General features: G+C 45.6%; 12 protein-coding genes and 2 tRNA genes. All 14 read right to left on the minus strand.

Features of this window, described 5'->3' with window-relative positions; translation table 11 throughout:
* Window positions 1-173 precede the first annotated feature (173 nt).
* The 14 genes from H8K33_RS19355 to tolA all read right to left on the minus strand — a co-directional run bounded on the left by H8K33_RS19355 (window position 174) and on the right by tolA (window position 16,110).
* A complete protein-coding gene (locus H8K33_RS19355) occupies window positions 174-773 on the minus strand; it encodes a hypothetical protein (protein WP_222613505.1) in 600 nt (199 codons plus the stop codon).
* Between the two features lie 129 nt (window positions 774-902).
* A complete protein-coding gene (locus H8K33_RS19360) occupies window positions 903-2,360 on the minus strand; it encodes a Ppx/GppA phosphatase family protein (RefSeq protein ID WP_186892718.1) in 1,458 nt (485 codons plus the stop codon).
* A 171-nt stretch (window positions 2,361-2,531) separates the two neighbouring features.
* Window positions 2,532-3,404 (minus strand): class I SAM-dependent methyltransferase, encoded by an 873-nt coding sequence (locus H8K33_RS19365; protein ID WP_186892719.1) that lies wholly within the window; start codon window positions 3,402-3,404, stop codon window positions 2,532-2,534.
* A 126-nt stretch (window positions 3,405-3,530) separates the two neighbouring features.
* Complete coding sequence (locus H8K33_RS19370; RefSeq protein WP_186892720.1) at window positions 3,531-4,850, minus strand: MFS transporter; 1,320 nt, start codon at window positions 4,848-4,850, stop codon at window positions 3,531-3,533.
* A 41-nt stretch (window positions 4,851-4,891) separates the two neighbouring features.
* Window positions 4,892-5,878, minus strand: a complete 987-nt coding sequence (locus H8K33_RS19375; protein WP_186892721.1) for a PfkB family carbohydrate kinase — start codon at window positions 5,876-5,878, stop codon at window positions 4,892-4,894.
* A gap of 93 nt (window positions 5,879-5,971) precedes the next feature.
* Window positions 5,972-7,903, minus strand: a complete 1,932-nt coding sequence (locus H8K33_RS19380; RefSeq protein WP_186892722.1) for an alpha-amylase family glycosyl hydrolase — start codon at window positions 7,901-7,903, stop codon at window positions 5,972-5,974.
* Window positions 7,904-8,027: 124 nt separating this feature from the next.
* Entirely contained in the window at window positions 8,028-10,343 is a 2,316-nt protein-coding gene (locus tag H8K33_RS19385) for a TonB-dependent receptor domain-containing protein (protein ID WP_186892723.1), read from the minus strand.
* Between the two features lie 573 nt (window positions 10,344-10,916).
* Window positions 10,917-11,984 carry a LacI family DNA-binding transcriptional regulator gene (locus tag H8K33_RS19390; RefSeq protein WP_246443751.1) on the minus strand — a complete coding sequence of 356 codons (1,068 nt, stop codon included), beginning with the start codon at window positions 11,982-11,984 and terminating at the stop codon, window positions 10,917-10,919.
* Window positions 11,985-12,157: 173 nt separating this feature from the next.
* Window positions 12,158-12,233, minus strand: a tRNA-Lys gene (locus tag H8K33_RS19395).
* A 100-nt stretch (window positions 12,234-12,333) separates the two neighbouring features.
* Window positions 12,334-12,409 (minus strand) — tRNA-Lys (locus tag H8K33_RS19400).
* A gap of 53 nt (window positions 12,410-12,462) precedes the next feature.
* Entirely contained in the window at window positions 12,463-13,224 is a 762-nt protein-coding gene (ybgF, locus tag H8K33_RS19405; protein ID WP_186892724.1) for a tol-pal system protein YbgF, read from the minus strand.
* A 160-nt stretch (window positions 13,225-13,384) separates the two neighbouring features.
* Entirely contained in the window at window positions 13,385-13,912 is a 528-nt protein-coding gene (gene pal / locus H8K33_RS19410; protein ID WP_186892725.1) for a peptidoglycan-associated lipoprotein Pal, read from the minus strand.
* A gap of 77 nt (window positions 13,913-13,989) precedes the next feature.
* A complete protein-coding gene (gene tolB / locus H8K33_RS19415) occupies window positions 13,990-15,267 on the minus strand; it encodes a Tol-Pal system beta propeller repeat protein TolB (RefSeq protein WP_186892726.1) in 1,278 nt (425 codons plus the stop codon).
* 6 nt (window positions 15,268-15,273) lie between these two features.
* Window positions 15,274-16,110 carry a cell envelope integrity protein TolA gene (gene tolA, locus H8K33_RS19420; RefSeq protein WP_186892727.1) on the minus strand — a complete coding sequence of 279 codons (837 nt, stop codon included), beginning with the start codon at window positions 16,108-16,110 and terminating at the stop codon, window positions 15,274-15,276.
* Between the last annotated feature and the right edge of the window lie 130 nt (window positions 16,111-16,240).

Below are 16,240 nucleotides of genomic sequence, written 5' to 3' on the forward strand. Positions count from 1 at the left end.
TACCCAATGAAGCGTACCCCATCGCCCCATCCAAGTACTCTTGCACTACTTTGTATTTGAACTCATCTGTATTTTTAGTCATTAAAAAACCCCAAAAGTTGGCGTCCAACTTTTGGGGTTCAGTTCAAACTTTCGTCGCGGTTTTCAGAGAGATACAAAACACTCAACAGGTTTTATCCCAATTTAGGACGCCCAGCTTTCAAAGCTGGCAATTCTTCCACCAAAGTTTTAAGCGCACTAACCGGCGTTTTCTTTAGTAATACCAAGCCAACGCGCAGCAACTGGCTTTTCTTCACTTCAATACCAGCCGCGATACAGGCTTTTTTCACTTCACTCAGCACCGCATATTCAGCTTCAGGCATCGTAAAGCTATCGCGAACCAATTTTGGCTTCTTAGCCTTTTCTTTCACCGGAGCAGCGACTATTGGCTTACTAATGACCACCGGTTTCTTCGATACAGACTTAGCAACTGCGCTAACTGGCGCCTTCGCCTTCACTTTGGCTACTGGTTTTACTGGGACTTTTGCAGGCGTTTTAGCTTCTGCCTTATTCTCCGCCTTAGTTGCCAACTTAGTTGCCAACTTAGCTGGAACTTTAGGTACAGGCTTCACCGCAGGCTTACTTGCTTTTGCAACTGCAACAGGTGCCTTTAGTTCTTCAGCTGTTCGTATTGCCACGGCTTTTGCGGCTGTATTTGCGATCGTCTTGGCGGGAACAACTGGGGCTTTCGCCTTCACTGCCACCGGGGCTTTTTTCTTGGCTGTAGTTACCATCTTGAACTCCTTCTCTATCATTACTGAAAATATCAATCAAATTAAATGGCGATTCAATTTAAAACAAAATAAATAATATAAACAATTTACATCAATAATTAGAAAAAGGCAATTTATTCAAGATGAATATCAGACTCGTGCCCGCACCACGAAATCGACACCGATCTCACGCCAACATTCAATTTCCTTGCGCAACCAAAACGCCACCGTTGGATGCAAGCTAACCCAATCTGGCTTCAATTCCAACTCGATCTTACTTTTCATTTTGAGACTGAAATCCATGTAATCAAGCTCAACACGCGAATGCATAAAACTCACCGCCAGTCGCAGCGCTAATACCGCTTTCGCAAAATCGAGATCGGCAAAGGCGTCGCCAACTTTGCGCAAGTTCCCCTTTTGACTCAATACCAAGCGACTCATCAACTTTTGTTCACGCGTTGTAAAGCCAGGAATATCCGCATTCTCAACCAAGTAACTACCGTGTTTGTGATAACCCGTATGCGAAACCACCATGCCAACTTCGTGCAACAAAGCACTCCAGTAAACGTAGTTACTCAGATCTTCATTGACTGGTTTCAGCTGAGTGAACAGAGAGCGCGACATATCCGCCACTAGCTTAGCCCTACCCAGATCGGCGCGAAACAAACTCAAGACATCGTGCACTGCTTGCTCACGACGATCGCGCTTGGTCGAGCGCAAATACAAGTCCCACATCACGCCCATACGCAAACCCGCTTCAATCGGGTGCAAGACCTTGATATTCAATTCTTGAAACAAACCAATCAAAATGGCCAAGCCGCCAATCACCATCGCCACACGTTCTGGTTTGATTCCTTGTAAATTGAGTTGATCGATTTGACCACGTTGTATGCAATAAGCACGTAAGGCTTGCAATTTTTCCAAAGTGACTTCTGCATCGCCAAAACCATTTTTATACAAGGCATCAGAAATCGCTCTGACCGTACCCGAAGAACCATAGGCATTGCGCCAAAATTCTGGTTGATAAGCTGGTGTGGCATCTTCTAACAAAGATCGCACAGTCAAGACCGCAGCATCAAAGCCGTCTTCGGTGATAACACCTTGTGGAAAGAAATTGGAACTGTGCTTGACCGTTCCCATTGCGAAGGATTCCACCTTCAAAATTTCATGGCCACGCCCTAAAATGATTTCAGTCGAGCCACCACCAATATCGATCACCAAGCGACGCTCGGCAGGAATCGCCAAGGAATTCGATACGCCCAAATAAATTAAGCGCCCCTCTTCTTCACCGGAAATCACTTCGATCGGCAATCCTATTGCAGCTTCTGCTGCGGGCAAAAAATCCGCTGCATTTTTTGCGATACGTATGGTGTTAGTTGCCACCACGCGCACAGAGTCAATCGCATAGTCTGCCAATATTTCCTTGAAGCGTGCTAAGCAAGTGATCGCGCGCTGCATCGCTTCCGGCGTCAAATTACCATTTGCATCAAGTCCTGCAGCCAATCGGATGGGGTCGCGCGCGCTACGGATCACGCGAATCGCTGAACCTTCATAACTACCTATGTGTAAGCGAAAACTATTAGAGCCAAGATCAACCGCTGCAAACATGCGCATTTTCCTTCATACAGTGAATACGATGACGTCAGTGACTCACTGACGACGAAATGAAATCATCATATCGCAGAGCTGGATACCAACGAGCATCCGAGCAATCGGATAAATGATATTAATGATTAATTGTGACGCGGATGTGACAGATTCCGGGCGAACAAGCTGACTTTACATCACGGGCAAAAAGAAGCGTGGACGTAAATTATCCAAGCCGGTGGAATTCAGAATCTCGCTCAATCGTTGAGCAGACTTGCTGTTGCGCCCCCCCTTATATTCAGCAATGATGAGCTCGTTTTTCATCGAATGCTCCCAACCAACCAATTCCGTCACGCGCACTTGATAGCCATGAGATTCTAATTGCAGACAACGCAAAACATTGGTAATTTGGCTGCCAAATTCGCGCGTATGTATAGGATGACGCCACATTTCTGATAAAGGATTATCTTTGACTGCGTCGCCTTTGGTCTTGCGTAATTCAGCCGCAACTTCTGCCTGACAGCATGGCACTAAGACCATAAATTTTGCTTTCTTTTTTAAGGCAAAATCAATCGCATCGTCGGTCGCAGTATTACAGGCATGCAGCGCCGTCACAATATCAATTTGATCTGGCAAGGCTGTCGATTTCGTCGATTCGGCGACGGACAAATTCAAAAACTGCATTCCGCCAAACCCAAGTCGCTGCGCCAATGCTGTCGACTTGGCAACCAACTCATCACGTGTCTCTATGCCATAAATGCACGAAGCATTGTCTTTACCCAAAGCCTTAAAAAACAAGTCGTACAAGATAAATCCCAAATACGATTTACCTGCCCCGTGATCTACTAAGCTAACCTGACCTTTTTGCTCCAAAACTTGCTGCATCAATGGTTCAATAAATTGATATAGATGGTAAACCTGCTTGAGCTTACGACGGCTATCCTGATTCATTTTGCCATCACGCGTCAAAATGTGTAATTCTTTCAGCAACTCCAATGATTGCCCCGGACGAATTTCATGTTTGTCGTTGCTGTCGATATTTTTTTTCGGGGATGTGGATTTCATGCGGGAACCTTATGCGGCGGAGACTGCGCTGATCTTGCGTAAGCCGCTATTTTACTTGATGCGTGTGCACAAAACAAAAAAGGCGATGAATTCACTTCATCGCCTCGATACTTCACCATCAGAAAATTAATGGTCGTTAGCGTTCGATTTTTGCAATTTCACAAACCCAACACTCGCCGCAGCAAACAATAAAAGTATGCCAGCGAGACGGATCACATTCTCTGGATTGCCACCAAGCAGACTACGATAAAACAGGGGCAGCGTGAAAATCTGAATAATCATCGGGATCACAATAAACATATTGAAGATTCCCATATACACACCAGTACGCTCTTTCGGAATACTGCCCGCCAACATGATGTAAGGATTCCCCATCATACTTGCCCACGCCAGACCAATGCCCAACATGGGCAGCCACAGCCATTGTTTGTTCTGAATTTCGGGAATCAATAACATGCCTATGCCAGCCAACACCAAGCAAACACTATGCACAATTTTTGGCCCTAGGCGTTTTGCGAACGGCACCAAAGCAAAGGCCGCAATAAAAGCGATAAAGTTATAGAAAGCGCCAAGCTGTCCATTCAATAATCCAGCATCACGAAAGCCCTCAGAAGCCGGATCATTGGTGGCGAATATTGTCTTCGCTAGGCACAGCATTATGTACTGCCAATAGCAAAACATCGCATACCATTGAAACAACTTCATCCAAGCCAACTGCTTCATGGTCGTCGGCATGTCGTTGATCGCCGAAAAAATTTCACCCAAAGTGTGTTGAAAGCCATGTGGCTGACTGCGAATGACGGCGACTTCCTCTTCTGTCATCGGTAACTCTGGTGTAGTTTTCAAAGTCCACAATACTGAGCCCAAAGAAAACACTGCACCAATCAAAAATGCGGCAATCACAATATGCGGTATGTTGCTGGAATTGACGGCATTTTTATTCATGCCCGCAAAAACTAAAATCGATGGCGTGAGATAAGCCAGTGTTTGCCCCAAACCGGTGAACGCGCTTTGCGTGAGAAAACCTATCGAATGCTGGCTTTTATCCAATCGATCGCTGACATAAGCACGGTAGGGTTCCATCGTGACATTGTTTGCCGCATCTAAAATCCACAACAAACTCGCCGCCATCCACAGCGTTGGGCTAAATGGCATCGCCAATAAGCCGAGACTACAAAGTATCGCGCCGATCAAAAAATACGGCGTGCGTCTGCCCCAACGGCTCGTAGTACGGTCGCTCATCGCGCCGACTATTGGCTGCACCAGCAAACCCGTCACTGGGCCAGCCAACCACAAGTAAGGCAAGCTTGCTTCATCAGCACCGAGATAACTATAAATCGGACTCATGCTGCTTTGCTGCAAGCCAAAACTAAATTGGATACCAAAAAATCCAAAATTCATATTCACGATCTGCCAGAAGGACAGATGTGGCTTTTTTATTTGCATTTCTTTGTCTCCAATGATTGTCATTCCGTCGCGCGCTAAATTTAGCGCGCAGAATGCGCCAGAATGTCTTTGTAAAAATCAAGATGCTCAGCAACGGCGCCGCGCACAGTACAAATCGCCGCAGCAAAATGATTTGCCATGGCTAAAGTTTTTTCTATCGGCCAATTACTTTGCCAACCATAGATGAACATCGCGGTAAAGGCATCACCAGCACCGACAGTATCGACCACCTGCACTGCAGCTGGCATTTGTTCAAGGCTATGCAAGCACTCGTCATTCGCATCCAGATAGAAATAGCCTTTCTCACCTAAAGTAACGATCACGGCCTGCATATAAAACTCCGCCATCAGCACTTCACATGCTTGTCGTAGACTGACTGGCTCGTGCTCAATCTTCATGTCTGAGGCTGCTGGACAACAATGTTGAATCACAAATTGCAGCTCATCTTCATTCAACTTCACCATATCGCAATAGTTCAGAGAAGAACTGATGGTCTCAACGGTGGCTTGCCCATCTCGCAAATTCAAATCCAAAAACTTACTCGCACCTTCCGTCAAATCCGATTCTAAGATCGTGATCAATGTCTGTTGCGAAACCGCTGTTCTTTGAATTAGAGAACCGTAATAAATCAAATCCGGCGGCGTCTCTTGAAAAACCTTGCGCAATACCTCATCAACTAATGAGGCATCAATATAGTCATAGGCTTGATCTAACAAAATCTCAAATCGATGCGAGCTGTTATTCCCTTGCTCATCCATATGCACGACAACGCGACCAGTAGGATGTTTTTCATCAAGCTGCAAACCATCTAAAAGTAATTCAGTACGCGCAGCCTCGGCACGGATCAAGTCCGCATTTGCATCTTGCCCGAGCCGACTCAACATCAATGGCCTAGCCCCCAACAAGGATAAGCTACGCGCAACATTAAACGGTGCGCCACCGATCACTTTTTCTTGTGGGAATTCGTCAATTAAAGCCTCGCCGTAAATCAACAAGTTAGGCTTTTTATCTATCGTTGTGTGGTTCATTGCCGTTTCACTTTCATGGGATATGCAGAAGTTAATTTGAAATTAGCAAACTAGCGTTTAAGGTAAATAGTCTGCAATCGCAACAGTCTGCCATTATCCCCCAATCACGCGCAACCAACGCTGGGAATACGCAGCCAAATTAATGTGTGATCCCATAATTTCTCCACTCAACACATCCACATATTGGATATCGTTGGACGTCGCATATGGAATTTGTTCAGCTACTTCCGTACTCGACAAGGTTTGCGGTAATTCACTAAAGTTCGATAAATAAATCAGATGCTCATCGCTATGTACATCACCCCGAACAAAACCCAAGACTTGCGCACAATCTGTCTTCAATATTCGACGTGCTGTATTTGCCGCCAAAGCGGGTAATTGTTGTCGCTGTTTGATCAGCTCACAAAGTTGTGTAAACACTTGACTCGAATGGCGTGACATATCAGGCAAATTCGTCTGTGCATCTTGATCAAAGTATGGGCGCTGCAACCAGCGACCATCCATGCAGCGAGCAGGATCCGCTAGGTAAGAACGATCATTGGTCTGCGCAAGTTCATCGCCCATATAAATCAAGGGAATACCACCAAAACTCAAGCTCAAGCCATACATCAGCAGAACACGGCGGATCGCCAGTTGGGCAGCGATCTGATCTTGTCCTTCTGACGAATGTGCTAGGCCGCAAAGCGAAGCAGCCATACCCACAGTGCCATGCACCGCATCAGGATCACTCGCTTGGAACCGCAAGCCATCGGCATAGCTATTGCTCTCATCAGAGAAAAAATGCGCGGCATGTTTCAAACGTTGTTTTGCTAACTGTGTGTCGCCGTTGTCGCCAGCGGCCTCGGCACGTAATACATTCCACCCGATATCATCATGACAGCGCACATAATTGAGCCAGCTCGCCTGCGCTGGTAAATTTGGTGTCGCGGCAATCACGGCTTCGATTAAATCAACTTTTTGCTCAACCAATGCAACCCAAGATGAAGCCATTAAGCTACTGTGGTAAGCGATATGGCACTCTTTGATTCCTTGAGCTTCGCTCCCCAGATAGGCGGGTAAGTCAGCGGTTGCAACGATCGCCTCTGCTTTCAGGAGCACGCCCGGTGCAGCGATCTCGATGATATCGCGCAGCGCTTGCAATAAAAGATGCGCCTCAGCTTGATTCATGCAATTAGTGCCGAGCCGCTTCCACAAAAAGGCGGTCGAATCTAAACGAAAAGCTTCAATTCCCAAATTCGCCATACGCAACATCGCCAGCGCTATCTGTGCAAACACCTCGGGATTACTGTAATTCAAATCCCATTGATAAGGATAAAACGTGGTCCATACCCATTTTTGTAATTCAAGATTGAAAGTAAAATTACCGGGCGCAGCTTGCGGAAAAATTTGCCCTACCGTTTGCTCATACTGATCCGGTAAATCGCGGTCGGCAAAAGTGTGAAAATAGGCTTGATAGCGAGCATCACCACGCTTTGCGGCCAACGCCCACGGATGATCATCGGCGATGTGATTTAAAACAAAATCGGCACACAGAGAGATTCTTTGAGCACGTAATGCCAACGTGAGCTCGCGCAAGTCATCGATACTCCCCAAACCTTCTTGAATCTCATCAAAGCTAGAAACCGCAAAGCCACCGTCGTTTTCGCCGCGCCGCGCCTGAAAAAAAGGTAGCAAATGCAAATAGCGCACGCCTAATTTCACCAAATGAGGAATCTGTTTTTTGACTCCTTGCAAGTCTCCAGCGAAACGATCTACATAGGTGCAATACCCAAGCATATCTTGCTGCAGAAACCAATCTGGATTTTGCAAACGCGCAGTATCTAACGCAATTAAATCGACGCTACGTTGCTGTGCTAATTTACTGATTTCTCCGATCAACTGCGTGATCCAAGCGTCGAAGTTTTCGTGTTGACCATAAACCTGCGCCAGCTTTTGACGCAAAGCCGGTGAGAACCGCAGCAATCGTTGTTGCAACAGTGCGGCCTGCGATGTGTTCGACTGGTTTAAGGAAGGTGTAAGACTCATGGCAAAAGACTCAAAGAAAACGCAAGGTTATCGCAAGCAAAGCGAGATGAGCACTTTGCTTGCACTTCAACATAACAACTGAAGAAGCAAATAGTAAGAAGTTCGATTAGATTGACTAGATCGATTAGAAGCTATACGTCAGAGTAGCGCGTACCGATCTGCCATTGACTGATCGTGCTGCGTGACCATCGCCTTCCACTTCGGTATAGCCGATTGCGTTGAACAGATTATTCGCATTCAGAGACGCCTTCAAACGCTCATTGATTTGATAATTAACAAAAGCGTTCACGACCTTAAATCCCGGCATCGTAATCGTGTTGTTATCATCGCCCCATGATTTGGAGGTACCGATCACACTCGCACCAAGCACCAGATCACCAGCAGTCCAAGTTGGCGTCAATTGATAAACCGTACGTGCCTGACGGCGCGGTGTTTTGCCGATTACGGATTTGTCATTGGCATTCACAATTTCTGCATTGGTAAACGTCGCGCCACCACTCAAACTAAATGCACCCATGCGATAGCTTGCTTCAATTTCAGTGCCCTTCGCGTCGTAGCTATTGGCAGTGAATTTCTGTGTGGTTGCTTCGAAATTCGACTCGTCGGTTTTCGCTTGGAAGAATGTGACAAAGCTATTGAATCCACCGGATTTCCATTTAAAGCCAGCCTCAGTCTGCTTCACAATATTCGTGCTAATCGGCACAGAGCCATCGAGCGGATTGCCAAACATGATGCGATCTGCATTGAATGCGATACCCTCACTAGTGCGAGCGAAGAACGCCAGATTTTTATCGAAGCTGTAATTCACGCCGGCTGAGTACGATGTGTGATTCACTGAGTAATCGATGGTCTTAGAATTCTTTTGCTGATAGCTTTGGTTGACCGCTTGATTGTAAGTACCAGAGGCATCTTGGCTATCACGTCGGATGCTAGCGTCCACATTCCAATCGCCGCTTTCATATCCTAGTGTTGCATACGGTGAAGTCGTTTTGTATTGCGCATCAATTGCACGGTTACAGCAACCACCCCAGACATCCGTACCCTGTGCTAACAAACCAGATGTACCAGCAATCGTCGCTGCCGAATTTAACAAAGCAGGCTTGTCACCGCTCGCTTGCAGCAAGTAATGATTGAAGTTCCATGTGAGTGAAACATTTTGCAAAGAGGTGAACAAGCCGCCCGTGAACGCCAGCTTACCATCACCCATTTGAAAACTATTTGACACACGCAGATCATTGGCTGTACTTCCCAAATCGTCGATCGACGTATTGAAGACCGCAGCAGTCACCGCAGCACCCGTGTATGCTTTACCAGTATTTGGCCCGGTAGCGTAGCTCATGTTCTTTTGTAGATTACCATTATCAGCGGGGAAGATGGAAATGAAGCGTCCGCTATTGCTCGACTTACGGAATTTTTCATCCAGCTTCCAACCTTGGCCTATATTGAATGATGCTTCGGCGCCGAAAGCATTATTTTTGACCTGCAAACCATCATTGATGTTGGTAGCGATACGTTGATTATTTTTGTCGAGGACAATATCTTTGACCCAGTATGGCGAATAGAAACTAGCAGTACGTGGATCAATGCCTGGTAATTCGCTAATCACACCATTCGTGGTTTTCACTGGCACCGGCATATTCATCGGCGTTTTATCATCCAGATGTTTAAAGCTCAAACGCACATAACCTTGATCTAACTCGTGGGTAATATTTGCGCGCAATTGTCCGCCATCTTCTGCGGTCACACCTGCTGGGCGAGAACTATCACCAATACGATAATGTCCACCGATGAAGAAACGGGTTTTTTCAGAGATCGCAGCACCATAGTCGAAGTCATAGCGCGTTTGATTAAAATCCAATCCTTTGGTGAGGCCAATGCTGCCGCCTTTTTCTTTACCGTTACGTGTAATGAAATTGATGATGCCACCAGGCGCATTGGTCGCCAGAGTCGATGCAGAACCGCCGCGAACAACTTCCAAATGACTCAAGCCACCATCGGCGCGCAAATACATATCAGGCGTAACGAAAGCGATATCGCCGAACTGCAATACTGGCAAACCATCTTCCTGAAACTGCACATAACGCGCACCACCAGCCGACACTGGCACACCACGTACGGTCAAGTTTGCGTTGCCCTCCCCCCCGGAAGATTCAGCGCGTACACCTGGAATAGAACGTAAGATTTCTGCCGCATTGGTTGGCGATGATTGCATGATCTGATCAGATTCCAATGTACTCACCGACACACTGGCCTTCATTTTGGATTTACCGATAGGCGTTCCGGTAACCACCACCGTTTCCAAATTTAAACCATCTTTGTCTTTTACTGGCGCAGCTGTCTGCGCCTGTGCGCTTGCCATCGCCATCGCGGTCACTGCCAACGATACGGCAATGGTCATCTGATTCAATTTACTGGTCATTTCTTGTGTTAAAGCGCGCATCTTAGTCTCCTTGGTGTTCAATTGAACGCTTCATGCTCAATACATGAAGCGATATTCGTGTCAGTAAGAACTCGTTTGCAAGCACTTTTGGCACTTGACCATCCAGCTATGTCAGCTCAGGTTTAACTCAGGCTTAGCTCAGGTATGGCATCGTAATTTCAGATCGTGGTGCAATTGAAAGACGATTACAGTTTTTCTTTACCGATGGTCGAATTATGTGTCGCAAAAATAGTTTATGCAATCGATTGCATAAACTATTTATTGTGCAAAGCAACAATAAGAAATAGGTGGACTGCTCGCTTAAATCATCAAAAAATTGACGATTAAATGAGAATTTCTTCCTTAAAAATCATCAACATAAGAAAAAAAGGTGGCATCTCTAGATTTTGAATACGCACTACTATGATGCAACGCAATAAAAATAGCTTCGTGCAAAATGCTTTGAGAAAATTCATGTTGCAAATTTGATGCAAACGATTGCAAATAAACCTAAGTTTTCTTTAATCTGCAAAAAAAAGGCGGTAACTTCTTTAGCGCAACTTCTTGAGCGCAAATAGAGGAACTCAGAGGAATTTAGATTGCGCTAGATTGACGAGCGACGAGTTCAGTCGACAGTAACACTGGCGGAAGCACCTGCCCTTCGGCCATCGCCAATACGGTAGAAACCAATGCTTCACCAGCAGCAACCAAGGGCTGACGAATGGTGCTTAAAGGAGGGTGAAAATAACGCGCCAACTCAATATCGTCGTAACCAACCACTGCGACATCATGCGGTGTCACGAAGCCTCGTTCACGGAAAGAATTAATTGCCGTCATCGCCAATAAATCACTACAGGCAAACAAGGCATCAAAACGCAAATCACGTGCCAGTAGTTCCGCAACCGCCGCACGCCCCCCCTCCTCTGTAAAAACTGCAGGCAATACCAAGTCTGGATCGAAGGGAATTTGGTACTGTTGTAACGCCTTCTGGTAGCCTTGAAAACGATCAGCGACTTCAGGCAACTGGGTATCACCAAAAAAAGCGATGCGCCGACGCTGATTCCTCAAGAGATGTTCGGTCGCTAAAAATCCACCAGCAACATTATCACTACCCACTGTCACATACAGTTGCTGAGGAATTTGTGCACCCCACACGACAATGGGCACACGCCTTGCGGCCATTTGATTGAGTTGATCATGGTGCCGCCATTGACCGATCAAAATCACCCCAATAGCGCGCCCAGTATCAAATAACTGCGCCGCCGCGTCCAACTCTTCTGCATCAACGCGGGTCAAGAGCATATCAAAGCCTTTCGCTGTCAAAGCATCGGCAATACTGCCTAAGATACTCAGGAAGAAAGGATCAGACAAATGCTGACGCGAAGTGCTATCAAAAGGCACCACCACCGCCACCGTACGATTTTGTTTCAAACGCAGATTTTGCGCACCGACATTGATCGAATAATTCAAAGACTTAGCCAACTGTTCGATGCGATTTCTGGTTTCTTCGTTGATCAACGGACTTTTATTTAAAGCACGCGACACGGTCGAAGTCGATACACCTGCCAAGCGCGCAATATCCGCCATTTGCAGGCGTTTTTGCTCAGAAGCTGACACAGTTTGGGAAGGGGCTGAAGTAGTTGAAACCGGCGACTTGCTCATTGACTGATTGCTTGAATTAAGAATTCGTCAAAAGTATCACAGAATTCATCATCACCGCTATGAAAAACAATCAGCATACAGCACGTCTGATAGCAATCACGCGAGAGGCTAGGACACGGAACAGAAAAATAGGCAAAAAAAAGACCCAGCCTAAGCTGAGTCTTTTTTTGTTTTGGTAGGCCGTGCGGGATTCGAACCTGCGACCAACGGATTAAAAGTCCGCTGCTCTACCAGCTGAGCTAACGACCCAAAACTTGCTGCGTTTTACCGAAATTTTCCAAACTACGACACGAAATATCCGGTAAATGAAAAGGACTTAGATTTACACCTAAGTCCTTCACTGTATTCGTGGTAGGCCGTGCGGGATTCGAACCTGCGACCAACGGATTAAAAGTCCGCTGCTCTACCAGCTGAGCTAACGACCCGAAAGAACGAGATTATAGGGCGATTCCGTCATCCTGTCAATTGCAGCACGGGATTATTTTGTGGAAGCCAAACGGCTCTTCGCGGCTTGCGCAGCTTCAGTTCCTGGGAACTTGGCGATCACGGCCTGCAAAGTTTTACGACTTTCCTTCTTGTCTTTTAACTCTAACTGACAAGCTGCAATATTCAACATCGCGTCTGGCGCTTTGGCATTATCTGGATAGGTTTTTAATAGCTTATCCAGTGCTACGATCGTATTCTTGCAATCTCTTTGCGCATAATGCGAATTCCCTAACCAATATTGCGCCTGACTTGCAAATACTGAATCGGCATAATTTAAAGTAAAAGCAGTAAATGCAGAAGCAGCGTTTGCGTATTGACCGGCTTTATACAAGCTCATCGCCGCATCAAAACTACGCTGCTCGCTCTGCTCGATGGTGACCTGGCGGCCGTCCACAGTTAAGGTCTTTGGTTCTAAAGCACGTAGGCGCTTATCTAAATCAACGTAGAAATCTTGCTGACGTTTCTGCAGATTAGCCAGATCATTGAGTAAGACCTCAATTTGTCCACGCAAAGTCGATATCTCCGCTTTGAGTTGTTCATTTTGATTATTCAACTCCAGCACACTAGTCTTATCCGCCTTATCATCCAAGCGCGCTTCCATTTTCGCGGTGAGGGCAGTAATTTTTGCACGCAGGTCAAGGATCGCTTTACGCGCCTCTTCATCGTCAAACAATCCAGCAGAAGCAACTGCAGGCATTAACAAGCAGGCAAACACCAGCGCCTGCATTTTTTTACTCAAAACAGATACATTCATTTTGCTACCTCAATCAAAATACAGTAGAAATATAACCAAGTACCATCAAATATTTATCAATACGATAGAACCATAAAAAACGGACTTTGCAGTATGACACTGCAAAGTCCGTTTTTACTTACCGCAATAAAAAATAATTTTTAAAATTATTTTTTATGAATTATTGATAAACGATGTCAGAACGACGATTTTCTGCCCATGACGCTTCATCGCTACCAGTTGCTTTTGGCTTCTCTTCGCCCAAAGAAACTGCTTCAACTTGCGCTTCAGAAACGCCTAACAATGCCAATGCTTTACGCACTGCTTCTGCACGTTTTTGACCCAAAGCGATATTGTATTCACGACCACCGCGTTCATCTGTATTACCTTGAACCAAGATCTTACGGCCTTTGTTTGCAACCAAATATTTCGCGTGTGCTTCAACTGTTGCTTTGAACTCTTCTTTTACAACATAGCTGTCATAGTCGAAATAGATACTACGTTTAGCCAATGCGCCTTGTGTCAATGGATCAACTTCAGCAGCAACGACAGGCTTAACTTCACGTGTATCAGCTGGTTTAACTGGCTCTGGTTTAGCTTCAACGATTTTCGCTGGCTCTTCCAATTTTACTGGTGTGCTGCAAGCACTGATTAAGGCGATACTCGCCAACAAAACCGCAACGGTTTTAGATGCTGATGTAAAACGCATGAAACTCTCCTGTTAGAAATTTAAAAGCTAAAACAATACAAAACGCGAAATTGTACCCTAAAAACAGCAAAATTCCACTATTTCATAAATGGGCCCCAAGTTGGCTCACGTATTTCACCTGCTTGAATCGTCAGTTTTTGCTTCACTTTTGCATCTGTTGAAACAATACCAAGTGTACCGCGACGTCCGGTTTGTGTCGCATACAAAACATAACGTCCATTCGGTGCAAAACTTGGTGATTCGTCAGATTTGGTGTCTGAAAGTTTTAATTCTTGATTGCTATTCGCCAAATCCATTGCATAAACGTAATCACCACCATCACGACGCGAAATAAACACTAGGGTATTTCCGTCTGGCGAGATACGGGGGGAAATATTGTAAGTCCCTTTGAAAGTAATCCGTTTCACATCGTTACCATCGGCATTCATACGATAAATTTGAGGATTGCCACCGCGATCACTGACGAAATAGATATAGCGACCATCCGGTGAATAACGACCTTCGGTGTCGATACCGTTCGAATTACTCAAGCGTTGAGCGTCCGAACCATCGGCATTAATGGAATAAATTTGTGCAATCGCGCCCTTGGACAAAGTGACCAACAATTTATTCCCATCGGGTGACCATGAAGGTGAAGAATTATTACCCTTAAAATTTGCAACGGTACTACGCTGACCTGTCATTAAATTCTGAATATAGACGATAGGCTTCTTTAATTCCATAGAAACGTAGGCGACCTTCATTCCGTCTGGTGACCAAATCGGCGAAATAATCGGCTCTTTCGAGGTCAAAGCAACTTGTACGCCCTCACCATCTGCGTCGGAAATTTCTAAACGATATTGATTGCCTGCCTTCGTAACATAGGCGATACGGGTCGAGAATACACCAGGAATTCCTGTCAACTTTTCATAAATATCGTCGGCAATTTTATGTGCAGTTAAGCGAATCTTAGGATTTGGCGTATCCATAGAAAAGCCTGACAGCATTTCATTTTTGAGCACATCGAATAACTTGTAACGCACATCGAAACGGCCTTCGCCTTTTTTCTGTACGCTCCCAACTACCAAGGCAGTGGCGCCGCGTGCTTTCCAGCTTTCAAAATCGATCGTTGCTGTTTCAGAGATCGCAGCACCAACTTCGATTAGTCGGAAATAACCACTACGATTCAAATCATCACGAATAATGGTAGAAACCAGTTGTGGAGACAGTTCTTCGTTCGCAAAAGCCGCCACGGCAATCGGAATCTGATTGGAACCCACGCCCGAAATTTCTACCCGCATTTGCGCCTGAGAAAAACTGCAAGCTAGTGTGATCACGCCCGCAATCAGGGCTTTGAATATCGAAGAATTTTTCATCAAATTTTAATCTTTCATTCTATGAACTAAATTAAGACTGCTTGGAACTTCACCAGACTTATCACGTGGAAAAGGTTGGGACTTTTCAATGGCTTTTGCTACCGCGTCATCAAACGCTAAGATTCCTGATGATTTAGTTTTCTTAATCGGCCCTTTTAAGGAACCGTCGGGAAACAACTGAATAATAAATTCTACCGTTGGGTTACTCGATGAATTATCACTGACCACATAAATCGTATTGGATTTAATTTTCGCCGCAACTTTTGCATTGTAACTAGGATCGCCTCGATTATTGCCTGTCGATTTCAAGGCATCACCCAGACCGCCCGACCCAGGCTTCACCACTTGGCCATCTAAGCGGCGCATATTTTCTTCGAAGATTTTATCTTGCGCGGCTTTTTCTTTCGCTAAACGTTTTTTCTCTTCAGCCGCTTTCTTCTTCGCCAGTTCAAGTTCTGCTTTTTTCAACTCAAGCTTATCTAACTCCGCCTGCTTCTCACGCTCTTTTTCTTTTTCCAGCTGCTTACGTTTCTTTTCCTGTGCTATCGCAATTTCAGGATCTTCTTTTTCAACAACTTTTTCTATTTCTTTAGGTACTTCAACGACCGGCTTTAGCTCCTCAACTGGCAATTCAGGCGCAACCGGAAGCGGTGCTGCCTCGCGCGTCGTCAGATCCCAAATTTCAGCCTCAACAGCGACCGTCTCACTACTTTGCCATTGCACGCCAATGACTAGAAATGCAAATAGCAACAAATGCACCAGACCCGCTAAGGTCAGTGATTGCCATTGTAAGCCATCGCCTGAGCGCATACTTGCTGCAGCGTTGTAGGTAAAATCATTCATTAATTTCTAACGACATAAGTAATTTTCAATCTTTCAGCGCGTGATTATAAACTGTCTTCCAAGAGAATCGTCACAGCGAAATCGCTTGCCTTGAACTTCCATGATTTGATGAAAGTGCAAATTTCTCAAA

This window comes from Affinundibacterium amnicola (genome assembly GCF_014284275.1).
Classification (GTDB): domain Bacteria; phylum Pseudomonadota; class Gammaproteobacteria; order Burkholderiales; family Burkholderiaceae_D; genus Undibacterium; species Undibacterium amnicola.